This is a genomic window from Brasilonema bromeliae SPC951 (genome assembly GCF_012912135.1).
Taxonomy (GTDB): Bacteria; Cyanobacteriota; Cyanobacteriia; order Cyanobacteriales; family Nostocaceae; genus Brasilonema; species Brasilonema bromeliae.
This window is the reverse complement of the sequence record NZ_QMEB01000068.1, coordinates 1-24,731: the sequence shown is the minus strand read 5'-3', so window position 1 is coordinate 24,731 and position 24,731 is coordinate 1. Positions and strand designations below refer to the sequence as shown.

Here is a 24,731-nt window from a genome sequence, read left to right as displayed (position 1 = left end):
AAAAAGCTCTATCAGACAGCAATAATCCACAGTTGACGCAGAGAATATTAATGTTAAGCTGTTCAATATCTAAATTGCATAAAATGGAAATGAAATAAGCTAGTTAACTAGAGCTATGCCTGCCAAAGGATACCTAAATAAATTGTAGAAAGAAAGTTTACAAAAAGCTCTATCAGACAGCAATAATCCACAGTTGACGCAGAGAATATTAATGTTCTTACTGATAGATGATGGAAAAACTTACCAATAAATTAGTGACTGGTTAGGCTGTAGTTGCTGCTATTGCAAACTAAATGTCTAACAGCTTACGAACATTTGTCTTGAAAAATACAAAATAAAAGCTAATTCAACTCAAATCGAATATTGGAGAACGTAAATTTCATGACAATATACATCAGGTGTAAGCAGTTGTGGCAAATAGCGATCGCATTTGTAGCAACTAGCGGTGTGATTTTCAGTTGGAATAGTGCAGTTGCCCAAATTGTTCCAGATAAGACGCTGGGTACTGAAAGTTCTGTTGTTACGCCCAATGTGGATATCAAGGGTTTACCAAGCGATCGCATTGATGGAGGAGCAATTCGAGGTGCGAATCTGTTCCACAGTTTTCAGGAATTTGGCATCAGGGAAGGAAGAGGAGCTTATTTTAGTAATCCGGCTGGGATTGAGAACATTTTCAGCCGAGTCACAGGAAACAATTCCTCAAATATTAATGGGAAACTAGGTGTGCTGGGGAATGCCAATCTATTCTTGCTCAACCCCAACGGGATTATTTTTGGTCCCAATGCTTCGTTAGATATTGGTGGTTCGTTTGTAGGCAGTACAGCGAACAGTTTGAATTTTGGGAATGGGCAACAGTTTAGCGCTACGAATCCCACAGCTCCACCATTGCTAACTGTGACAGTACCTTTGGGAGTGCAATTTAACCAGGCACAGCCAAGTGCCATTGTGAATTCAGGGAATTTATTAGCAGGCACAGGACAAAACCTAACGCTGTTGGGTGGTACGGTGGTTAGCACTGGGCAGTTGTCAGCACCGGGAGGACAGGTTGCAGTTGCAGCAGTGCCTGGTGGGAGTGTGGTGAAATTGAGTCCATCAGGACAATTGCTAAATATTGATACTTCGTCATCTGTGGTGAGTGTGGGTTCATCGCCTCTGACTGAGTTACTGAGAAGCGTTGATGAAAAGTCGCATCCAGGGTTAACAGTGAACAGTAACGGACAAGTGGAGTTGACGGGATCGGGTTTGCCTGTAGTGGATGGTGATGTGGTTGCACGCAACGTCACGGCTAAGACTGCAACACTGACAGCGAATCATAATCTGACGTTGGCGGAGAGTCAGCTTGGTACGACTGGTGATTTGAATTTGCTGGCGGGGGATACGGTGCGGGTGCGGGATAGTGTGGCGAATCCTTTTGTCGCTCAAGCAGGAGGAAAGTTATTAGTTCAGGGTAGGCAAGGAGTTGATATTTTTGCCTTAAATAATTCTTCCAGTGGGCTTATTTCGGGAGGGGATATGGTGTTGCGATCGCTCAACACTGTGGGAGGCGATGCTCACTACTGGGCTGGAGGAAATTTTCGGATTGAAAAACTGGATGGGAGTTTAGGAGGTTTGTTCAGTCCTTACGATCCGATTATCCGGGCTAGTGGAGATGTGAGTTTTGCCAGTTACACAGGAGCTTCGCTGCACATTCTCGCTGGAGGAAGTGTAACTATACCTGGTACGGTTACGATTACGGGTGCAGATACAACGAATGGACTTTCTAAGGAGACAGTAACACTATCAGATGGGAAACAAATAACAATTGATGGTAAAGGCTCTCGGACTCTAGATATTCGAGCAGGTACAACTGACTTCGGGACTGTAGGACTAACACCAAATCCCATCTCAGGAATTGTTAACCCAAGCTTTGGTAGCGTTCCAACAAGCGCGAACATACGAATAGGAAGTATTAACATACAACGCGATCAAGGCGATGGTCAAGTATTTTTAACCAATCAATTTCAGCCAAATAATCTACAAGGTTCAATTGAAATTACAGGTGGAATAAATATTGGTAAGAGCTTCATCTCAGTTCTTGCCTTCGGCGATCCTGTCACGATAGATGCTAAAGGCGGCGTCACGATTGGAAATATTATTACTGGCATAGGTTCAGGCATAGGTGGAGATGTCAAGATACTTGGCGAACGAAATATAACTACTGCTGGAATAGTTTCCTTAATAGATGCTAATGGTAGTGGAAATGGCGGAGACATTAGCCTCATAAGCAGAAGTGGAACTATTAACACAAAAGGAAAAATAGTTTCCTCTGGAACTAATGGTAACAGTGGGAACATCTTTCTCAAAGCTAGAGGCAACATCACAATTGAAAATGAAGTTACCTCTCGTATACTTGGAACTAGACAAGGAACAGAAACAGCAGGAAAGATTGAGATTACCAGTGAAAGTGGCAATATAATAAATCTAAGCTTAGAGGCAATACCTCCTACTACTCCTGTTCTGGACATTAGCGGTCCTCCACTTATTCAGCAAATAACATCTTCTACTCCTAATGGAACTGGTGGAAATATAAAACTTAATGCTCCTCAAGGTTCGATTACAACAACTGGGTGGACTATAAGCGCTAAGTCTGACAAAGGTGTAGCTGGAAATGTTACTCTCACTGCTGGTCGCGATATTCGCTCTGGCAATATCGAAGCTTCTAGTAACAGTAGTAGTGGTGATCAGAAAGCCTTGAGCACAATTACACTTAACTCATCAGCAGGCTCAGTGTTTATAGATGGAGTTAAATTAAGTACTACTAACACTGGAACTGATTATGCAGGAATTATTAACATTAATGGCAAGAATATTCAGATTACTAACAACAGTAAGATAGAGAGCCGAGGTGTGGATGGACTTGTTTTTATAGGAATTGATGTTGAAAATAAGGTAACTGCTGATAACGTAACTATCAAAAATAGCACCATAGATGCTATTAGGAATGTAGAAAGTGATTTGAAGCCTATAAAGAAGGATGATGGTATTCAGATAGCTTCTAACGGAGGAATTCAAATTGAAGGCTCAAACCTGAGTACGACGCTGAAGACAACCAAGTCGAAACTGCGATCTTCTGGTTCTATCACTTTAGATGCTAAAGGCTCTGTTTCCTTGAGTAATGGCGCTCAACTGCGCGTTAATACTGCTGGACAAGGGGATGCAGGCAAAATCAGCATAAAAGCTGAACAGCTTTCTTTGAGAGAAAATTCTGGGCTGATAGGAGATGTAGATCCAAATGGAAACGGAAACGGAGCAAGTGTCAATTTAGATGTCACAGGTGAGATATTGCTAGAGGGAGATAAAGATGGAGGATTTTCTGGGACTGGCGAATCGACCAGAATAACCGTCGGTATCCTGGCAGAAAAGGAACAGCAGGGGGAAGGTAAAGGTGGAGAGATTAAAATTAATGCTGGTTCTTTAGTACTGAAAAACGGTGCGATTATCAAAAACAGTACCCAAGGAAAGGGAGACGCAGGACCTATCAGTGTTGATGCTACTAAAGAAGTTAATATCTCAGGCAGTGTTGCCGGAAGCGGCTTTCCCAGCGGATTCTTTACCAGTACCAGTACCGATGGAAAAGCTGGCGATATTACCGTTAAAACTGGCAAATTCACAATTGCATGTGGGGCAGCTTTGAGCGCCCGCACCACAGGGAACGGGCAAGGTGGCACAATTACAGTGAATGCCAACTCTTTTGAGGCAATCGATGGCGGACAGCTGGTGACTACAACATCTGGTAGTGGACAAGCAGGGAGTATCATTGTCAATGCAACAGACCAGGTGACTATTTCTGGTAACGACCCGAATTACTCTGATCGCATTGCTAAATTTCCTAAGGTTATTGATAAACGTGTTGCCAATGACATCAAAGAAGGTTCTGCCAGTGGTCTATTTGCAAACACAACGGAGAACTCTACAGGTAAAGGGGGAGACATTAGCATCTCCATCCCTACTGGCTCCCTCTTTGTTACCAATGGCGCTCAACTCCGAGCTTTTACCAATGGAAAGGGAGATGCAGGCAATATAACTATCAATGCTGGCGATACTGTCACCTTTGATAATGCTTTTGCCTTCGCTACTGTCGAAGAAAGCGGCATAGGTAAAGGGGGAGACATTAGCATCTCCATCCCTACTGGTTCACTCTTTATTAGCAATGGCGCTCAACTGCAAGCCCTTACTAGAGGACGGGGGAATGCAGGCAATGTGATTATCAATGCCGGCGATACTGTCTCGTTTGATAGGGGTTATGCCATCACCAAAGTAGAAGGCAACGTACAAACACAGGACGGACAAAAAAGACAGGGTGGGGACATTACAATCACCACAGGTTCACTCTCTGTTACCAATGGCGCTCAACTGCAGGCTCTTACCCAAGGAAGGGGAAATGCAGGCAATATAACTATCAAAGCCCGGGATATCTCCTTCGTTGGTACAAGTGGTAATGGTCTATTTCCCAGTGCTGCCTTAGTTGAGGTAGACAAAAACGCAGTTGGTAACGCTGGCAACATCGACATCACTACTGATTCACTTTCTATTACCAATGGCGCTCGACTCTTTGCCGACACACAGGGACAGGGGAATGCAGGAATAATTCAAATCAATGCAACAGGTTCTGTCAAGATTTCTGGGAGCAACTCAATCAACGGACGACCTAGCGGATTATTTACCTCCACAAATCCTAAGTCCACAGGCGCTGGTGGTGATATCACTATAGGCAATATCATTAAACCCAATCTTTTCCACATATCAGATGGTGCTGTGTTATCTGCAAGTACCTCTAATAATGACAAAGCAGGCAACATAACAGTCAACGCTAATAGATTTGAGGCTATCAACGGAGGACAACTCATCACTACCACCTCCTCCACTGGCGCTGCGGGTACGATTACAGTCAATGCTGGCAGACGGGTAACTATCAGTGGACGTGATGCAACTTTTGCTGAGCGACGTAGCAAATTAACTTTACGCAATCTCCCTGTTGAAAATTTACCTGTAAATTCTGAATCTGAAGTTTTTAGTGGCTTCTTTGTTCGTTCTGGTGGTTCAGGGCAAGCAGGCAACATCGAAATTAACTCACCCATAGTGCTTTTGGACAACCAAGGCAGGTTGGACGCTAACTCTAATTCACAACCTGGCGGCAACATAACACTGAATAAAGGAAACTTACTACTTCTACGCCGTAATAGTCTCATCACCACCAGTGCGGGAGCAGGCAATGGCGGCAATATCGAAATCAAATACCCTAAGGGCTTCATTATTGCAGGTTTTGGGAGAAATAACGACATCGTTGCTAATGCTTTCACAGGTGCTGGCGGCAAGGTCACAATCAAGGCTCTTGGTACTGTCAACATACGAGCACTAAAGAAAGACGAATTGGAGCGCCAATTGCGATTGTCGTCCAACACCTCACCAGAAAAACTAGACCCTCAAGAGCTACCAACGAACGACATCACAGCAATTTCCCAGGCGCGTGGTCCCGACTTACAGGGTACAGTAAATCTCAACGCACCGGATGTAGAGCCTACACGCGGGACAATTCAGTTACCAGAAGACTTAGGTGATTCTTCAAAATTAATTGCCAACAGTTGCCCGGTGGGTGTACAAAGTGCAGCGAGTCGTTTTGTTGTCACAGGACGTGGAGGATTACCGCCCAACCCTGGTTCTGTCCTTAGTACTGACACCTTTTTAGGAAGTGCAGCCAATGCTCCCTCCGGTAAAAATGCTACAGCTTCCACCTCAATACCGCCACAAGAAGCTCAAGGGGTAGAAATTGGTCCGAGAGGGGAAATTATTTTGACTGCTCGTCCATCGACACTCACTCCTCATACTCCTTGGCAGAGGTTAACAGGTTGCTATGGAAAATAAATATTTCTGGAATATGTGTCTGCTAAAGTTCTTATTCACCGTAGCGACACTGACGTTTAGCCTACCCGTGCAAATAGCACGTGCTGTGGAAGTGGCTCAAGTCCCCAGTGCTGACTTGCTATCACAGCCTAACTTAGCGCAAACTCTGCCCCCTCCCCAAGATGTTTTACCTCCACCATCTCAACCTCCGCAGCAACCCACAGTTCCTTCACCTCCCCCAGATCCAGGAAAGTTGCTACCCACGACTCCTGCTCCCAACCTCCCTCAGCAACCAGCTCCGGAGGTTGTTATCAAATTTTTTGTCAACAAGTTCCAATTTGAGGGTGGTTCGGTCTTCAAGAATGAAAAATTACTACGAGCGATGGAAGTGTTTCTTTATCCTTCCGAACCTGCTTCCGAACAATTGAATGACAAAGCCAAATGTGATGCATTAAAACAAATAGATAAAAAAGCTCCTCCTCGGAAACTACCAAGAAGCGAGAGTGATCCACCAGTGGAACTCACATTTGCCCAGCTGCTGGTAGCACGTTCAGCCATTACCCAGCTTTATATCTGTAAAGGCTACATTACCTCTGGAGCGCTGATTCCAGCAGAACAAGAGTTTCCGCCACCTCCGGAAGCTGGTGCATTGAAAATACAGATTATTGAGGGTACTTTAGAAGACATACTGGTTGTCGGGAATCGGCGGTTAAATCGCAACTATATCCGCAGTCGCTTAGCCAGAGCAAACAAAAAACCACTGAATCGTAACCAGTTGCTAGAAGCACTACAACTGTTGCAACTCAATCCCCGCATCGGAAATTTGTCGGCGGAGTTAGCTGCTGGTACACGCTTTGGCACCAACTTGCTGGTAGTTCGGGTGGATGAGGCGAGAACCTTTCACGGTGAAATCGCTCTTGATAATAACCGCTCTCCTGGCGTGGGTACTTTCCAACGTAGCGTTCGGTTGCGAGAGGAGAATTTGTTGGGAATTGGAGACACTGTGAGTTTGTCTTACGCTAACACCGACGGTAGTCATCAATTCGATGTCAGTTACGCTATACCCCTCACACCTGAGGAGACGACTCTGGCTTTTAGCTATGGTCGGAGTTGGAACAATGTCATTGAAAAACCCTTTAACATACTAGATATTTTCTCAGATTCCGAGGAATACCAACTCAGTTTACGCCATCCAGTGATTCGGAATCCTCGCCAAGAATTTACCTTGGAATTCGCCCTATCTCATCAACGAACTCAAAGTTCTCTTGGAATTGATGATACCGGACCTTTTCCACTCTCACCAGGAGCCGATGACCAAGGACGGACTCGAATTTCTGCACTGCGTTTCATTCAGCAATGGGTTGAGCGGGGCGATCGCTCTGTTTTGGCATTGCGATCGCAGTTCAGTGTAGGACTTGGTATCTTGGGTGCTACCAATCAGGAAGTTCCTCCCGACACCAACTTTTTTGCTTGGAGAGGACAGGCTCAATGGGTGCGCCGCCTTGCGAAAGATACCTTGTTAGTCGTTCGGGGAGATTTGCAAGTAGCAGACCGCCGACTTGTATCTCTAGAGCAATTTCGTCTTGGTGGTCAAGCAAGTGTTAGAGGATATCGTCAAGACGCCGTGCTTGCAGACAACGGAGTCTTTGGTTCGGTGGAACTCCGCCTACCAATTATACGCTTTGCTGAAAACCAGGGCTTGTTACAAGTAATACCTTTAGTTGATGTAGGTACAGCTTGGAATAACTTTGAGGGTTCAGATCTAAAGCCGAATCCTCTAGTATCTGTGGGTTTAGGCTTGAGCTTGCAGATCGGCGAAAGTCTTGATGCCCGCTTGGATTGGGGTATTCCTTTAGTGTCTGTTGAGGGCGACAAAAAAACTTTACAAGAACAAGGCTTGTATTTCTCTGTTCTATGGAGACCCTTCTAATGTCGCGTTGGCTTGAATACTTATACTAATTGTTGCAACATATGAGCCTTTGACTATAGGAATGTGACTAATCATTTGAACTTGATACAAAACATTTATACTCTATGCAAAAACAGCTTCACAGGGTAATTACCATATTCTTACTAGCCCTTTTTGGGCTAATTTCATCGCTGACCATTCAACTTTTCTCTCCGAAAATGGTAATCGGTGTAAAGCCTCAAACTGGGGAATTAAGTTGTTCAGCAACTCTCAGTCCAGAAGATTTAAGTGTACGAGGTAAAGCGAATTACGAGATTGGTCGTTTTGACGAGGCGATAAATTGTTGGCAAAAATCTGTTGCAGCCTACCGACAACATAAAAATGAGGCGGAGGCAATTAATAACCAAATCAATCAAGCTCAAGCTGCATTCGCAATGGGATTATATCCAAGAGCTTGTAATATCTTGCTGCCGATTTATCGAGAAAAAGACTGCTTTTTAATAATACAAGACCAAGATAAACGTAAACACTTTAGCGAAAAAATAGAAAACCCAGAAGGATTAAGAAAACTCTTAAATTCTCCTACTAAAATCGCTGGATTACGTCTTCTTGCTAACGTCTTTCGCTCACTAGGTGAGCTAGATTGGTCATACCAAATATTAGTTTTATTAGCAAGTAATAACAACTCTTTCCCTGAACAAGCAGGAGCAATTTTGTTGGATTTAGGCAACATATTCCGTACTTGAAGTAATAGAGAGCAAGATTATTATAACCGCACCGAACAACACGAAAATTTTAATTGTGCGTTAACATATGCGGGCGTGGCCAATAGTGTCTATCAACAGGTTCTAGACTACAGCAAAAAAACTTCAGGTTCTCCAGCTTTGATGCAAGTACAGGCACAGCTTAATCAGCTTACTCTTGTAGAAAATTTAAGTGACTGGCGTGAGACAATCACGAAAAATATGAAAGATGGTTCTGCCAACAGAATATGTGATGAGTGGAATCGTAAGACTAAAAAAAAGAATACACCCCGTTTATTTAAGATTTTTGATTTTCAATCAATTGATATGATTCTTAATGAGATAGTTAACCAGTTAGCAATCCAAGATCGGGGAATATTATTACAGCAAATTGATAACTTGCAACATCAAATTGAGCAACTACCAAAGAGCCATGCAGCATTATTTATTAGGCTTAATTTCGCTAAAAGCTTGATTCGTCTTAATCGATCTTCAAAAATAGAAGAATTTATCATAGAAGAATTTCTAAAAGAAACAATTAAACAAGCTAGAGATATCGGCGACTTGAAAGTAGAATCCTACGCTTACGGGTATCTTGGTGAACTCCATGAAAAACCTAATGAATGGGAATTAGCTAAAGATAATACTCAGAAAGCTTTGTTCATTGCTCAATCTTTAGCTACTGCGGCATCACCGTCAGAGATTGAATATCTTTGGGAGTGGCAGTTAGGGCGGATTTACAAATCTCAACTTCCACCAAGAGCACAGGCTCAAACCAAAGAGATACAGCAAGAGAGTCCAAAAAACTTGGATGATGCACGTCAAATGTATCAACAGGCGTATCTCACTTTACAATCTCTTCGTAGAGAGTTAGTAGCAGGTAATCCTGATGCCGAATTATCTTTTCAAAATGATATCGAGGATATTTATCGAGATTACGTCAATTTGCTTTTATGGGATAGTAATCCACATCAAGAAAATCTCTCGAAAGCACGGGAAGTTATTTCTTCTTTACAAGCGGTAGAGTTGGAAAATTTCTTACGTCTAGCTTGTCCAGAGTCCAATATAGAAGAAATTGATAAAATTATTGATGAGCAACCCGTAAAGACAGCTTTTTTCTATCCGATTCTTGTAGAAGATAGAATCGAAGTAGAAGAGAAAATCGAAGTCAAAGATAGAATTGAAGTCATCATCAAGTTACCTGACGATCCGAATTTAAAACATTACAGCACTCAGGTAGACGAGGCTACAGTTAAAGAACAAATCAGAGAACTGCAGATAGACGTGAAAGAATATACATTTAATGGTGTTCTTAAAAAGCTGCAACTAGATTTTGAAGAAGAGTATACATTTGAGGATGTTAAAAAAGAAGGCAAACTGGTGTATGACTGGCTTCTTAAAGGAGCAGAACAATACCTCAAAGAAAAAGAAATTGTTACATTAGTGTTTGCTCTAGATACTAATTTGCGGAATATTCCATTAGCAGCACTGCTGGTTAATGATAAGGAAAAAATACCCAAGTATCTAATTGATAATTATGCACTGGCATTAGCTCCAAGATTAAATATTCCCAAGCCTAATACTCTCCAAGGTAAAGGACTCAAAATTTTGGCAGCAGGGCTAAAGGAACCAGACGACAACAACAAACTAAAATTTCCTAAGTTGAATTATGTTGAAAAAGAAATAAAGGCAATCAAAGAAATAGCTAATTCTAATTTTTCAGTTTATGAACTGATTGATAATAAGTTTAAAATAAAGAATTTAAAAAAAGAAATCGATACTTCTGCTTTTAAAGTCCTCCACTTAGCTACACACGGTGAGTTTAGCTCTAGTCCTGAGAAAACATTTCTTTTAGCGAGAGACGAGCCTATTAACATTAATCAAATCGGCGACATATTCCGAACACAAGCTCAAAGACAACCTGAACCTATAGAAATTCTTGTATTGAGTGCGTGTGAAACCGCTGCTGGTGATAAGCGAGCAACTTTAGGTATTTCTGGTGTAAGTGTTCGAGCCGGTGCGCGTAGTTCTATAGCTTCGCTGTGGACATTGGATGATGAAATCAGTGTTGATTTTACTAAGATTTTTTACAAGCAATTAATTAAACAGAAGGTAACAAAAGCTCAAGCTTTGCAGGAAGCTCAAAAACAACTAAAGGATTTACCTGGTCGTGAACATCCAAGATATTGGGCACCGTATATTTTACTTGGAAACTGGCTGTAAGTTGAGTTTCAGTTAACTCCAGATAGACTCACTACTAACCCAAAATATTCCCTTTAGTAATTATATGTATAGTGATACTCCAATAAAAAAAATTTTGATTTTAGCAGCAAATCCAAAAGGTACTTCTCCTCTGCGGCTAGATCAGGAGTTGCGAGATATTGCAGAAGGATTGCAACGTTCCCAGAAGCGGGACCAGTTTAGTTTGGAGCAAAAGTTAGCAGTCCGTTCCAGGGATATCCAAAGGGCGATGTTAGATATTAACCCACACATTGTTCATTTTTCGGGACATGGCGCAGGGGAAGAGGGATTAGTCTTTGAGGATGACACTGGACAATCTAAGCTCGTCACTGGAACTGCACTGGCTGGATTGTTTGAACTATTTGCCGACCAAGTTGAGTGTGTAGTACTTAATGGCTGTTACTCATTGGAGCAAGCAACGGCGATCGCCCAACATATTAAGTGTGTGATTGGCATGAGTAAGGCAATAGGTGATGAAGCTGCAATTGAATTTGCTATAGGATTTTACGATGCTTTGGGCGCAGGACGTTCGATTGAGTTTGCCTACAAACTTGGCTGTAATGCCATACAAAGGCAGGGAATTGAAGAACACTTGACACCAGTTTTGCTTAAAAAGGTTGAAATAATTGGTTCTGCAGCACGACTTCCTATCAATGAAGTCATAAAAAAATGGCTGCGGCGCATTCCTTGGAGTGGCATTCGTACTACGCTGTTAATGAGTGTGGGGGTAACTACTCTAGTAGTACTAACACGCTTTTCTGCAATATTGGAACCATTTGAGTTTTTTTTCTTTGATCAGATGATGAGATTTCAATCAGCAGAAAAGCAAGATGATCGACTATTGCTTGTTCAAATTACAAAAGAGGATATTGCCAACTTTGGTAGTGGTAACATCAATTCTCTACCAGACAAAGTCATGTCAGATTTACTAACAACACTAATAAATAATAAGCCAAAAGCTATAGGTTTAGACCTTTATCGTGAGGTTGCTACTGATAAAAAATCGAAGTTATACAGCCTCTTAAAAAATACACCTAACCTTTTTGCTGTTTGTAAAGTAGCAAACCCTGAAGTAGATAGTGAAGGTAACACTCACCCCCCTGAAGTTCCTGAAGAGCGAATAGGGTTTAGTGATTTATTAGAGGATAAAGATCATGTTGTTCGTCGTCAACTTTTGCGGATGGACGTTAAAGAAATTGAAAACAATCCATGTAGCAATAAACAGAAAACAATGGAGTCCTTTAGTTTTAAATTAGCTCAACATTACTTAGGCAAAGAAAAAAAATATAAGCAAACTAAAAATGGTTTAGCATCTGGTAATGTTGTCTTAGAACCGCTTGGTGGTTCAATGACTGGTGGTCATCAATCCACAAAATGGTTGTATGGCTATCAGGTGCTGCTGAATTACCGTTCTGTGTGTACTTCTGAAAAATCTCGTCTTCCTCCTTGTTCTCCTCACAAGATTGCAAAAGCAATAAGGGTTCAAGACGTCATAGAATATGGACCTAAGAAAGAATTAAAACAGTTTCCAAAAGACAAACTGAAACAGGAAGATGTAAAAAACAAGATTATATTGATTGGAACAAAACGCGAAGGTGTTGATATTCTCGCAGGCACTCCCTTTTCTTTTGGAGGAGGGGAACCAGAAATCTCAGGAGTGACTCTGCAAGCACAAATGGTCAGTCAGCTTGTGAGTGCAGTTGAAGATGGGCGACACCTACTACGAGTTTGGTTTATTGGGCATGAGATACTTTGGATTTTGTTTTGGTCGCTGGTCGGAGGCTTCTTAACTCAGTTTATTCGCGCACCAAGAAAACTAATACTATCTATAACTGTTACCTTCCTCAGTTTATATGTTTTTTGCTTAATATTCTTCACCTCAATCAAGCTTTGGATTCCATTTGTACCTCCTGCTTTAAGCTTGCTAAGTACTAGTGGAGTCGTAGTTTATATTAGATTGAAATCTCGAAAATTATCTTAATCTCTAAACTGTTCTTTATGTTTCATATTCAGTGGTTTATTACTCGTTTGCTCAAACCTATTGTTAGTCTCATTCTTGTCATCATCCTCGTTGTCAACTATCCCTCAACAGTCCTAGCCCAAACCAATCCTTTTCAAAATATTTGGGAGCGGATACGGTCTCTTCCTGAGTCGCTACAAACAAGAACACAAGGAGCACCTGTTGCTGGTCGTCAGAAAGCAGGAGCGGGTAGAGGTCGTTGTCCTGCACTTATACCTTTAGATGAGGATAACGAAATTCCACTGACTGCTTTTGTACCTGCTATACAGGAAGAACAACCCACGTTATCTAACTCAGATAATGTTTCGCCTTCTAAATTAACTTATGTATGGGGTCGGACAATCGAACAATATCCAACCTTCTGGTTTTACATTCCTTACGGATCTGAAGAATCAAAAACTGAGTATGGAAAATTTGTTTTACTAGATAAAGATAAGCATATTATTAGTGGACAAATTTTTGTCAAAATACCCATTGGAAATAATCCTAGTCTCGCGAAATTCACTTTGCCAAAAAGTGAAAATCCTCTAGAAATTAATCAGGAATACAATTGGTATTTCTCAATTGTTTGTAATCCTCTGAAACCATCGCGAAATCCTGGTGTTACAGGCTGGATAGAAAGAGTTAACTTGCCAAGTTTCTCTCTAGGAAACTACCGATATTATGCTGAAAAAGGAATTTGGTATGATACAGTAACACGTTTCGTAGAAAGTGCAGATCCACAAACCTTATCCCAACAACTAGACTGGCTCCTTCTTATCAAATTTGTATTTAGAAATGTGGAAAATGTGGAAGATGTATCAATGAACGATAATGATTTCAATCAGATAGTAAATAAAATTGCAAATTTTCCTATTCAGACATTAACTCCTGTTCCAAATCCGGAATTACAGCGGTAAGTAGGTAAGTGTAATTAAACCAATAGGCGTTGCATAACATAGGTATGAATTGAGGTTATTCCTGATGGAATGTCCAGGCTGTGGGTTTTCTCATATCCGTAATAACGGAAAGAAAATCAGTTAGAATATTGGTATCAAGCAAGAATTTCCAGATCATAGATCAATTTCTCTTCCCACACTCTTATCTCGTAAATCAGCGAAATCCTCATCAGTAAAGATAATCCCCTCGCTTTGGATTACCTTTCTAAATTTTTGTATTCCCTCCCAAAAATTATCTCCTCTAGATTCCTCCTTTTTTTTCCGCAGAAACTCAAATAAATAGTCCCGTTCTTCTATGGACAAACTGTTAATAGAATTAATAATTTCTTGTAAAGTCATCATAGAAGCTCCTCTAAAAGGTATGTATAACCAGAGATTCGGTCTCTGTAAGCCCTACATTAAACTTGATTTCAATCTGCGGTTCTGACATTTTTCATATCACATTTATCTACAAGCATTTTATCTGTCAAGAAAACAATTGCCCAACTTTCGCCAAATCCACATTACCACCGCTAATAATCACACCAACCCTAGCCCCCGGTACCTTCACCACTCCTTCCAACAAAGCCGCTGCAGCTAACACCCCAGTCGGTTCAACAACAATTTTGAGGCGTTCCCACAAAAAGAACATGGTGCGTAGAATCGCTTCTTCTGATACCGTGACCATATCATCTACATAATGCAGCACCAGTGGGAAAGTTATCTTACCTAAATAAGGGGTACGAGCACCATCAGCAATAGTATCTGGATTATTAACAGTTTGCAGGACTTTGGTATGAAACGAGCGGGTTGCATCGTCAGCAAGTTCTGGTTCTACTCCTATCACCCGACAGTTGGGTAATACGGCTTTGGTTGCAATGGCAGAACCAGAAAGTAATCCACCACCACCGCAACAAACCAGCAGCAAGTCCAGTTCACCAACTTCTTGAATAAGTTCTTTGGCAGCTGTACCTTGTCCCGCTACAATGTGAGGATGGTCGTAAGGAGGAATCATCACACCTCCTCGCTCGGTTAATAGTGTTTGGGCTAATTCTTCCCTGTTGGTTTGCTTGCGGTTATACAAAACCACCTCACCGCCATACCCACGAGTCGCAGATAACTTGACGGCTGGAGCATCATCAGGCATAGCAATAGTAGTAGGAATATTTAGCAGTTGTCCAGCAAGTGCTGTTGCTTGAGCATGATTCCCAGAAGAAAAAGTCAAGACGCCTTTTTGCTTTTGTTCTTCAGACAACTGTGATAGTGCGTTGTATGCACCTCTAAATTTGAAAGATCCGGTGCGCTGGAAGTTCTCGCACTTGAAAAACACCTGAGCGTTGGTGCGCTCATTAACAGTTCTGGAAGTGAGAACCGGGGTGCGGTGAGCAATACCAGCTAAACGCTTGGCGGCGGCTTCTACATCAGTAATGGTGACAGAATTATGCTGTGACATCAGCTAGTGTTTTCGGTGAAAGAATATTCAGACAAATCACCTACAGGCTGGTAACCGATCGCCTGGTAGACGCGATTAGAAGTCGGATTTGCCAAATCAGTGAACAAAAAGCAGTATCGATGTCCCTGATTCAGTAAAGTTTGGCTCAAAGCCGCCACACAAGCACTAGCGTAACCTTTTCTGCGGTGTTCTGGTGGTGTGTAAACCAAACTCACCGCTGCACCGTTGGGCATTACACGAACATGGCACGCCATTGAAACAGGGATTTTATCTTCCCAAATGTAAGCAATACCCCGCTCCAAAAGCCGCTCTACTTTGCGTTCAGCTTCTGACTCAACATTGCCCAAGGCTTCCAGCGCGAAGGCTTCATACCAAGGGATGAGAAATTGGCGATCACTCTGTGTCGCCAAACGTAACTCACCTGTTGTTTTGGGAATCGGCTGCACCTGCTCCAATTGAAAAGCACGCAGAGCCATTTTTAGGTGATACGATTGACCAGTTAGGGAATGCCAAGCTTCCACGAAAGCTTTTGCCTCAGTAACGGGAGCATTGACTCCTGACAATAATTCTTGAGTCAGGTGTATATCTTGGGCGATGACCTCTATACTCCCAAAATCCTCTATTTTTGACAACAGCAATTTTCGCCCAGGTGTTTTCATCGCCACAGCAATAACATCTCCGTCTACTTCCACGGTTGCTAAGTAGGGCTTTTCGTCGAAGCGTTCGGGATTCTGAATCAAATTGTTGCAAAGTGCAAGCTGCACGTTATGCAGTGCTTCGTGATTGAGCAAGTAGTCTTTCACTTGATCGTAAAATTGGCTTGCATCTTCAAAACGATTAATTTTCATCAACATCAGTTATGGTGGTGACAGAATTATGCTGTATGGTGGTGACAGAATTATGCTGTACTTACTGCGGCTGTGTTTTCACCAGTTGCACTGCTCATTTGTTGTCGCAAAACAGCTACTAGTGAAATTATACTTTTATCCATTCCACCTGGTTCCATCCCTTGCATCCAAAGCATCATAGATGATACAAATAGTTCTTTGAGGTAAGCGAAGGAAAAGCCATTTGTCATCTCGGCAATCTGAGATATTGTGGCTTCAGACAAGCGCATTGTCGGTTTAAATTTGTCGTTCCACAAGTTGATATAGGCTATACGTTCTGCCAAAGTCGGCAACTCAAAGTAATATTTACGATCAAAGCGACTGGGACGTTCTAAAATCGCTGCATCTATACGATCTGGATGGTTAGTCGTCGCTAATATGACTATTCCAAGATTTGCGGCAAAACCATCAAGTTCATTCAAAAAGAACGAGCGATTTTCTTGTTCTACTAAAGAATCAAGATCTTCCAACACTAAAATACAGGGTGCAGACTGTCGTGCTTCCCGAAAGACTTGACGAATATTGTGATGAGGATTACTATACTCCGATTTGAAGCTTTTGACGTATAAGCAAGGCTGCTGCATTTTATTAATCAAAGCTTTGACTGCGTGAGTCTTGCCATTTCCAGGAGAGCCAATAAATAAAATTCCTCGCTTCCAAGGTAAACCGTAAGCTTCGTAAGTTTCCCGCAAAGCAAAAAAGTTTGTCAAGTCATCTTGAATTTATTGTTTGAGAGTACTAGGCAAAATCAGATTATCAAAAGTCGCGTTCTGAATCGACTCAAACAACTCTTCATTTTTCGACCAATAGCCTTCTTCAAACACTAAAATTTCACTTCTGATTTCGGAGTTCCACTCACAAACTGCGGCAAAAAACTTTTCAGCAATATCTTTACTTTCAGCCAAAATCCAGTGATATCTGGTTTTACAATAACCCTCCTGAAAACTTATGAGTAGGATATCCAGTTTATGTTCTTCCCATGTCACTTCAAAGCTGGCATTTTCAGTCGAATTGTAAATTTTATTTTCCATGCCATCCCAACCAGAAATAATCTGGTTGTAAATAGAGGTGTCATACTTAATAGTACAAAGGTTTGCCTGGGCGTACCTTTCGACATCAAACGCAGAATCACTTCCTTCGAGCAACGCTTTTTTCGGATAAAACGCTGCTAATTCCTGACTTACATGGTAGGTAATGGCGTTAGTAGGAAGGTTAAGTGCTTCTAAAATCAGTTGTTGAATTTTCACGGTTTTATTGCTTTGAAAATCACTGAAATACATATTTTGGTAGAGTAGGCATTGCCTACCTGACTTCATACAATGGCGTATCCATCCAACTGCAAACTGCTATATTCTGTTTTTTAGTTGGTTATTGTCCAATACGGTTGCTGTTAAGGATTGATCCTCCCTAGCCCTCCTTAAAAAGGAGGGAACTAAGCCCCCTTTTTAACTCTGTTGGGGGATCTTACAAAACTAAATACCACTAACAGCAACTGTATTGGGTTATTGTCTAGAAAGACATTCGCTTCATAGTTTATACAAAACCTCCGGGACAAATTCCAGATATTTACTACCCAAGAATTTGCTTGCTAATTAATCCAATCATCAAAAACCGTCTTTAAACAAATCGTTGCGTAAACTCACACATCAAATCCACTCTCCCCTTACGTAGCATTGCTGGATCTAATCTTTCTGTGGTGTTACAAGTCATCAACACAACTAACTGCTGCTGTATATGAATACCAGAATCATCAATAACACTTTGATACAGCGTGCCGTCTAGTAAACTCAATATATGTTCGGTTTTGTTATTGTACTGCGCTACTTCGGTAGCACGATTTTGTGCTAAGTTATCTGCCTCGTTAATAATGATGCAAATTCTTTCTAGATATGTTGGGGGAACAAAGTTGGCGATCGCATCATGATCCAAAATAAAAATCACATACCCCAAAGGCACCAAAATTTCTTTAGCAACTGCTTGTGTCCAAGCGGTTTTACCCGTACCTGGTTCTCCATGTACCAAAACTGCTAACTGCTTTTGATTCAGAATTGCCTGCTGTACTAAATCAGTAAAGTTTTGAATATCCCCAGGAAAACTCCGAATGGGAAACTGACTATAAAGTTTACCCACACGAGTTTGATATCCACTCAGCATAATTGCTAAATCACGTGTCGCTTTGTTAATGAGTGGAGCGAGATTTTTTGCCAATAAAGTATACTGTCGTCGTCCCCTGTCAAAAGCGTTTATTTGTAGCCAAATATCATTTTTAGACCAATAAGCATAAACGGTGTTAACAACGTCCAAACGCTCCCAGTTCACAAATTTTTCCACTGGAAAATAAAAATCTCGTTCCAAATAATATTGTGTGATAATGTCAGGACATCCCAACACATCTAAAACGCGCAATACAGCAATTTCTTGAAGACGATTCAGAACATAATCAATTGGAATACTGTTGCGGCTGACAAATTGGACGATAGGTGTTTCGGTACTTAAAATATCTTTGTAACGATAGTCTGGTGACAGAGGATCGGGTGTGATGTAATTCCAAAATTTTTCTACTTCGTAGCGCGTATTATCAGAGACAACACTCAATAAATTAGCCCACCAAGTATAATTGTTCCGTCCTAATATCTCAGCGAAATTACTTGCTAAATTCAAACTTTTTTGTGTAAATTCTTGCCTGTCATGAGACAACAGTTGCCATACAAACTCCCAGTCCAACTCTCTATGGAAGGGTCGCCAGCCACTTGCTAGTAAACTTTGACGGTTACTATTAGCAGGAGTGCCTTCGTCGTTTCTATAGTATTCAAAGTCCATATTGTCAGTTGTGCCGCAGTGGTGGAGTTGTGATCTCCTGATATGGGAGATTTGGCAAAAGTTTTATCGTTTCTCACTTGAAAGGAACTGTACCTTGAGAAGCGACTAGTGCGCAACGGCGGAATTCACCCATGTTTACATTACAAGCTTTTTGCTCCTCTGTGTGGAAGCTACGCACACGCCAAGAGCGCGTAAGTCCCACGCATGCTTCCCGCAGAATATGGTAGCTTTATTTCCGCGCCCGACCTACTAAACTAGTACAGTACGGCATAAATAAATCACCCATTGGAAATGTCACCAAACCCTTGCCAAAAGGTAATTCCGAATTCCGTTGCAAGAGCGTCTGGTGGAGGAGATATTCCGAATTTTGAATTCCGCGTAGCGGTACTAGTCACTTTAAAAATTTTCGGTTTTTGTTTATTGATACTTATATACTACATACTGACTACAAAATATGTCAAGGCTCTATAAAAATTTTCTTATTTTTATACCAACACGAAAAATAAGAGACTCAGAGGTGTAACGCTTTGCGACCTACACCCATACGCTTATAACCCTATACTCACCAAAAGTTTTGGTGAACTTTGTATAACAAACTGCCATGCAGATATGTACATTCAAGGGTATCACGTTAAATCATTCTTAAATATATTAAGTGCTTATAATTTATTCGCTATCATTCTTATCCATTTTGCCTATAATTAGGAAGTGTATTCTCACTTCTTTAGCTGAATAAATTCTTTCCTTAAAGTTCATTGGGTGAGCAAAGATAATCAACTTAGTAGAGTTGAGACACGAGCCAGTCTAATGTGAGCGCTACTTAACCGCTTACGGAGTGCCTCGTTTATTTTCTCAAAACAGATGATGAGTTTCACATGAATCTTCTGGAGAAGACATGGAGCAGGCACAATTATTCAGTCATCAAAAAAAGCAAAATTCTCAACCACCCTTAATATTAGCGGTGGAAGATAATGAGGATAACCTACTGCTGTTGAGCTATGCCCTTGAGTCCCTGGGTTGTAAGCTTATTCGTCAAAACGATGGTTCAACAACATCACTTGTTGCAAAAGAGTATCAGCCAGACTTGATACTGCTAGATATTTTGTTACCAGGTATTAGTGGCATAGATATTGTGCGTTCTCTAAAACAAGAACCCCTAACCAGTCATATTGTAGTTATTGCGGTGACAGCATTGGCTAGTACAGAGGATAGAGAACGCATTTTGAGTGCAGGTTTTAACGACTACATCAGCAAACCCTACATGATAGAAGACCTAGAAGCTCTCGTTGGCCGTTACCTTTGTCAGGAGTTGAATCCAGATTTAGCTTATAATCTATGTGAGGATTAACCATATCACGCGGATTTTGGAGTGTTACTTCTATTAGATGAAGTTGTTGTCCTAACTTTGTTAGACTCAGGTGTAGGAGTGCGGATAGTCGGTGAATCTGTCAAAATAGCAATAATGCCAGTACGACCAGTCTGTAATGTGGCATCACTTAAGAGTTCTATCACTGTAACATTCAAAGTTTCTTCAATCAATGCCTTGAGTTGTGGCCTAATTGCATCATCCAAATCTGACCGAACTTCCTCAGCTAATTCTTCATGACCTGTTGTAATCAGCAATTTCTCTGGTTTAGTGATAGAATTTTCTATGATAACTACTACATTTTGGTCTGACAGTTGACAGGTGACTTTGCTAGGCTGATGACCGAGTTGGTCACGATACAGGGCTTGAATACCTTGTGCTAATGTTCTTTCTACTTGACCGCGAGTTGGTGTTGGTGTAGTCATGTGCTTGTTGTTTTTTGTAGATATTTAGACCACAAGTGACAAGTCAAAAAGTGATGTTATGAGCTATGAGTTACTTAACTTCTCACGCGTCACTCAGATTTGATGTTGACATACCAGCGATTTTCACTGTTGACTTTTTGAGTTGTCAATAGTAGTCTAACTTTACTATCAAGTGTAGTAAACTCTGAAATCCCGAACAATTGAGAGCATTATATTGGTCAGGATTGTTGAAAATCACCATCCAAATGCAGTATTTACCATCAATGTCTAGAAATGTTTCTGTAACCTTTTCTTAACCTCTAGGCATAAATCCTAATATATATCCCCCGTAAAGTGCCATTGCAGATCACGGGGAGTAAGCAACTTAGGAATCCAAGCAACTTAAGCTTGCTTTGGCAAACGTACAGTAAATACACTGCCCTTACCAAGTTCAGAAAAAACGTCAATTTTTCCCTTATGTGATTCAATGATACGCTGCGACAGATGCAAACCCAAGCCACTGCCAGCACGCTTATTTTTACCTTGACGAAACCGCTCAAAGATTGTAGCTTGATCTTCTGGGGCAATGCCGAATCCTGTATCTTGGACTTCAATGATCACCCAAGTTTTACCTTCAGGTTTAATGGGTGTTTCAGATACACGAATGTTGACACTTCCTGTATCTGTAAATTTAATGGCATTTCCAACTAGGTTGGCTATGACTCGTCGTAGTTCTAAGCGATCGCCCTTAACCACAGCAGCCGTTTCGTCTTGTTGATCTAAGTTGCTGGAGTCTATATTGATAGCTAAGCCCTTCTCAATCACAAGAGGAGTGAGTTCTTGAACAATTTCTTCTACGATTTGCCGCATATTCCAGCTTTCAAGTTGCAGATTCTTTTTTCCTGCCTCAAAGCGGTAGACTTCTAGTAGGTTATTCACCATTTCTAACAAGTTCTGGTTGCTGCGAATCATGGCGAATATCGCCTCTTTCATGTCTGGCGAAATTGCACAAAACATTTCCTGATGAAACAAATGAAGCATCCGATCTGCAGCTACTAAGGGAGTTCGCAAATCGTGAGTCAGACGTGAAACAAAGTCCTCTCGTTGGCGTGCCATTTTTCGTTGTTCATCAATACTGTGCTTGAGGCGCAGCATTGATCGTACTCTAGCCAGCAATTCTTCATGATCGAATGGTTTGCGAATAAAATCATCTGCTCCTGCATCCAAACCTTCGACAACACTCGCATCATGGTAGGCTGTGATCAGCAGTATAGGAATATATGATATTTCTCGATTCTGACGAATGCGGCGTGTCACCTCATAGCCATCCATTTCTGGCATCATGACATCTAATAAAATCAAGTCGGGTGGTGCTTGGGCAATTTGCTGGAGAGCACTCCTACCATTTGAGACTAACTCAACTTTATACCCTTCACTCTCTAAAATCGTTTCAAGTAAGATGAGATTATCGGGATTATCATCAACAGCAAGTATATGTTCTACTTGAGAATTGTCTTGTGCTAGCATAACTAATTATTTTAACAAGCGAAACTTGTACACAGGCTGGATCAGCCCAACAATCCCCAAACTTTATTTAGTTTGGGGGAGAACATCAACTATCTCTACTCTGACTGTGTGCACCTTCTTGGGCAAAACGAGGAATTGCTTGCTGTTTCCAAAAATGTTTTCTGGCTGAAGCATGAGTAAAGTTTGATGTTCCATCTGAACCTTGTTGACTCAAGGATGATATCTGACGTGGTAGCTGAATCCGAAAAACTGAATAATTACCCAACTGACTTTCTACGCTAATGTTACCATCCATCATTTGCACCAACGCTTTGATAATTGGCAAACCCAGACCTGTACCAGGATATTTGCGAGTGATACTTTGATCGACTTGTCGAAAAGGTTCAAAAATCTTTTGTAAATCGGCACGAGCAATACCTATACCAGTATCATGAACTGCAATCTCGACTCTTATTTCTGGCAGTTCCTTCACTTCAACTTTTATTGCGCCAGACTCTGTAAACTTGATAGCGTTTGAAAGCAGGTTGGTTAAAATTTGCCGTATACGTGTTGGATCATTGAACACCAGAGAGTTTTGCAAGTCCATTTGAATTAACAAAGACAGATTTTTCTCCTCTGCTAGAGAACGCATCTCTTCCACAGTAGCACTGACCACCTTTGATAAATCAAATATTTGTGGTTTTAAATCTAACCTTCCTGCCTCTAGCTTGGAAAAGTCAAGAACTTCATTCAGCAGCATCAGCAAGTGTTTAGCGTTATTGAGGATACGCTGTAGCATATCTTTTTGCTGATGTGTTAGTTGACTAAACTTAGGACGCAACAACAACTGAGAAAACCCGATAATAGCATTCATTGGAGTCCGCAACTCATGAGATATTGTTGCTAAAAACTGCGACTTGAGGTGTGATGCTTCGATGAGTCTAAGGTTTTGTAACTCTATATGTTGTCGCTGTACTTCCAGTTCCTGGTTTTGACGAATCAGGAGTTCATTGCTTTGGCGCAGTTGTTGATTAACTAAGGCGACTTGCATTTCTGCCCGGTGAACTCGGATAGCATTCCGCAAAACTTTTACCAAAATTTCCGATGATAACCTCGACTTGGATATATAATCGGTAGCACCTGCTTTCATAAGTTCAACTGCTATCTGTTCATCTCCTTGATCTGTCAGGACGATAACAGGCACTTCGATATTGTTTAAACGCAGGTTTTGGAGTAGACTTAAACCGTCTTGGTCTGGTAAACGATAGTCGAGAAAGACACAATCATACAAAGTATCACTCAAAAGAGCGATCGCATCCTTGCCGTCACCTACCTCAGACAGTTCCATTTCAACGCCCGCTTTGGTTAGAACACGACACACTGCCATCCGGTCTACTTCGTCATCATCTACAATTAAAATTCTTAGTTTCTCTTTCATTGCTTTTAGCCATCGCTATTAAATACATTGTTTTTATTTTTATGATTTCTTATTTTTTGACAGTAGAGGTAAATAAATAAATTTATTTTAGATTTACTAGTTGCTCTTGGTTAGTAACATAGTCAACATTTAATAACTATGAAATTCTTTTTTTATTTTTGCGAAACTAGATACAGTTTCTGTTCCCTGTTTCCTGTTCGCTCTTCCCTGTTCCCTTTCATTTTAAGCATATTCAAATCTAGCAAAATTAAGGACCGCTTAGCAGGAACTTTTGGCGCTTGATCATTTCCCAATCGATTCCATTGATAGCAACAAAAAGTGGATTTGTGACCTTAACTTTTTTGAATGCCCGTTTCAAATTCATCATATCAACCTCGTCATCCTCCACAAGTAGTATGTTAATCGTTCTTTTTGACATATCCTTTGATTTCATACAATCTGCTTTACGTACATTTCAATTGATTTGTATAAATCACCGAAATTTCAGATGATAGTAATGATGAAAATCATCGCAATTGCACTCTTTTTCTATAAGATTGTGCTTTACATTTTGTAAAGACAAACGATTAATGACAAAGGGTTAGCCTAATTGGTAAACGTGCAACTTACAGCATAGGTCACCAAGTCAGAAGTCAGAAGTAAAATTTGCTTGATTATCTGGCTCTTGAGTTGAAAAGGTGTACCTCAATAAAGATGCAATCTGCTGTAAATGAATTGCAACTTATTTGCTTGTAATGAGGATGTCTCTTGAAGTCAGTCTAAAATGTTATGCTGTTCGCATTGTCATTGCAGAGTGTCGTATCTCCTACACAAGACGCACCTTTTTTGAGACATCCTCTAAGCAAGTCAATTGCAGTAACCATAACAACAAACATCACTCACAGGCATAGAAATGATTATTTGTGTGGGAATCAGAACAAAAACGTGGTATAATAAAATACTTAGTATTGCTCATTACAATTCTAAACTGACACTCAAGCGCCCGTCTTCAGCCATTAGTCAGAACTACAACATATGACAAGACAATTGAGTTTAGGTGCTGCCAACTCGTGATTATGCTAACAAGCCGTTGGTGAGAGCTTCCATTTGGTGCACTTGCCCTGGCAACAGGTGGTAGTGTGCCTATTGGCGAAGTATACTTATCATT

The 24,731-nt window shown here is 41.1% G+C and carries 16 protein-coding genes and 1 pseudogene; 7 read left to right on the top strand and 10 right to left on the bottom strand.

All coding sequences use genetic code 11. From position 1 onward, the window contains the following. Positions 1–381 precede the first annotated feature (381 nt). The 6 genes from DP116_RS11050 to DP116_RS11030 all read left to right on the top strand — a co-directional run bounded on the left by DP116_RS11050 (position 382) and on the right by DP116_RS11030 (position 13,692). A complete protein-coding gene (locus DP116_RS11050; RefSeq protein ID WP_169155233.1) occupies positions 382–5,901 on the top strand; it encodes a two-partner secretion domain-containing protein in 5,520 nt (1,839 codons plus the stop codon). Next, a complete protein-coding gene (locus DP116_RS11045; protein WP_169155232.1) occupies positions 5,891–7,810 on the top strand; it encodes a ShlB/FhaC/HecB family hemolysin secretion/activation protein in 1,920 nt (639 codons plus the stop codon). The genes DP116_RS11050 and DP116_RS11045 overlap by 11 nt, the downstream gene beginning before the upstream one ends. A 197-nt stretch (positions 7,811–8,007) precedes the next feature. Next, the gene (locus DP116_RS29215) at positions 8,008–8,535 is read left to right on the top strand and encodes a tetratricopeptide repeat protein (protein WP_246275580.1); all 528 of its coding nucleotides are present in this window, start codon (positions 8,008–8,010) and stop codon (positions 8,533–8,535) included. Positions 8,536–8,610: 75 nt separating this feature from the next. After that, entirely contained in the window at positions 8,611–10,755 is a 2,145-nt protein-coding gene (locus DP116_RS29210) for a CHAT domain-containing protein (protein WP_339381433.1), read from the top strand. 64 nt (positions 10,756–10,819) lie between these two features. Continuing rightward, positions 10,820–12,754 (top strand): CHASE2 domain-containing protein, encoded by a 1,935-nt coding sequence (locus DP116_RS11035; protein WP_169155231.1) that lies wholly within the window; start codon positions 10,820–10,822, stop codon positions 12,752–12,754. A gap of 17 nt (positions 12,755–12,771) precedes the next feature. After that, the gene (locus tag DP116_RS11030) at positions 12,772–13,692 is read left to right on the top strand and encodes a DUF928 domain-containing protein (protein WP_169155230.1); all 921 of its coding nucleotides are present in this window, start codon (positions 12,772–12,774) and stop codon (positions 13,690–13,692) included. A 153-nt stretch (positions 13,693–13,845) separates the two neighbouring features. Here DP116_RS11030 and DP116_RS11025 read toward each other — a convergent pair whose 3' ends face one another. From DP116_RS11025 to DP116_RS11005, 6 genes are all read right to left on the bottom strand, one after another. Further along, positions 13,846–14,073, bottom strand: coding sequence for a hypothetical protein (locus DP116_RS11025; protein ID WP_246275579.1), 228 nt, complete (start codon positions 14,071–14,073; stop codon positions 13,846–13,848). 124 nt (positions 14,074–14,197) lie between these two features. Continuing rightward, positions 14,198–15,163 carry a threo-3-hydroxy-L-aspartate ammonia-lyase gene (locus tag DP116_RS11020; protein WP_169155229.1) on the bottom strand — a complete coding sequence of 322 codons (966 nt, stop codon included), beginning with the start codon at positions 15,161–15,163 and terminating at the stop codon, positions 14,198–14,200. Continuing rightward, positions 15,163–16,011, bottom strand: coding sequence for a GNAT family N-acetyltransferase (locus tag DP116_RS11015; RefSeq protein ID WP_169155228.1), 849 nt, complete (start codon positions 16,009–16,011; stop codon positions 15,163–15,165). The genes DP116_RS11020 and DP116_RS11015 overlap by 1 nt, the downstream gene beginning before the upstream one ends. Before the next feature lie 50 nt (positions 16,012–16,061). Then, positions 16,062–16,760: an AAA family ATPase gene (locus DP116_RS29205; RefSeq protein WP_246275578.1), complete on the bottom strand. Its 699-nt coding sequence runs from the start codon at positions 16,758–16,760 to the stop codon at positions 16,062–16,064. Positions 16,761–16,772: 12 nt separating this feature from the next. Further along, positions 16,773–17,297, bottom strand: coding sequence for a hypothetical protein (locus tag DP116_RS29200; RefSeq protein WP_246275577.1), 525 nt, complete (start codon positions 17,295–17,297; stop codon positions 16,773–16,775). A gap of 370 nt (positions 17,298–17,667) precedes the next feature. After that, positions 17,668–18,870, bottom strand: a complete 1,203-nt coding sequence (locus DP116_RS11005) for an AAA family ATPase (protein ID WP_169155227.1) — start codon at positions 18,868–18,870, stop codon at positions 17,668–17,670. 895 nt (positions 18,871–19,765) lie between these two features. On the opposite strand from DP116_RS11005, the gene DP116_RS11000 reads away from it, so the two are divergent. Beyond that, entirely contained in the window at positions 19,766–20,218 is a 453-nt protein-coding gene (locus DP116_RS11000; protein WP_169155226.1) for a response regulator, read from the top strand. Positions 20,219–20,223: 5 nt separating this feature from the next. Here the strand turns inward: DP116_RS11000 and DP116_RS10995 are convergent, their stop codons facing one another. The 4 genes and pseudogenes from DP116_RS10995 to DP116_RS29195 all read right to left on the bottom strand — a co-directional run. Then, positions 20,224–20,661, bottom strand: a complete 438-nt coding sequence (locus tag DP116_RS10995) for a Na-translocating system protein MpsC family protein (RefSeq protein WP_169155225.1) — start codon at positions 20,659–20,661, stop codon at positions 20,224–20,226. A 381-nt stretch (positions 20,662–21,042) separates the two neighbouring features. Then, entirely contained in the window at positions 21,043–22,167 is a 1,125-nt protein-coding gene (locus DP116_RS10990) for a hybrid sensor histidine kinase/response regulator (RefSeq protein WP_169155224.1), read from the bottom strand. An 85-nt stretch (positions 22,168–22,252) separates the two neighbouring features. Continuing rightward, positions 22,253–23,584, bottom strand: coding sequence for an ATP-binding response regulator (locus tag DP116_RS10985; RefSeq protein WP_169155223.1), 1,332 nt, complete (start codon positions 23,582–23,584; stop codon positions 22,253–22,255). A gap of 212 nt (positions 23,585–23,796) precedes the next feature. Further along, a pseudogene (locus DP116_RS29195) lies at positions 23,797–24,002 on the bottom strand (response regulator); the annotation flags it as partial. Positions 24,003–24,731: the final 729 nt, after the last annotated feature.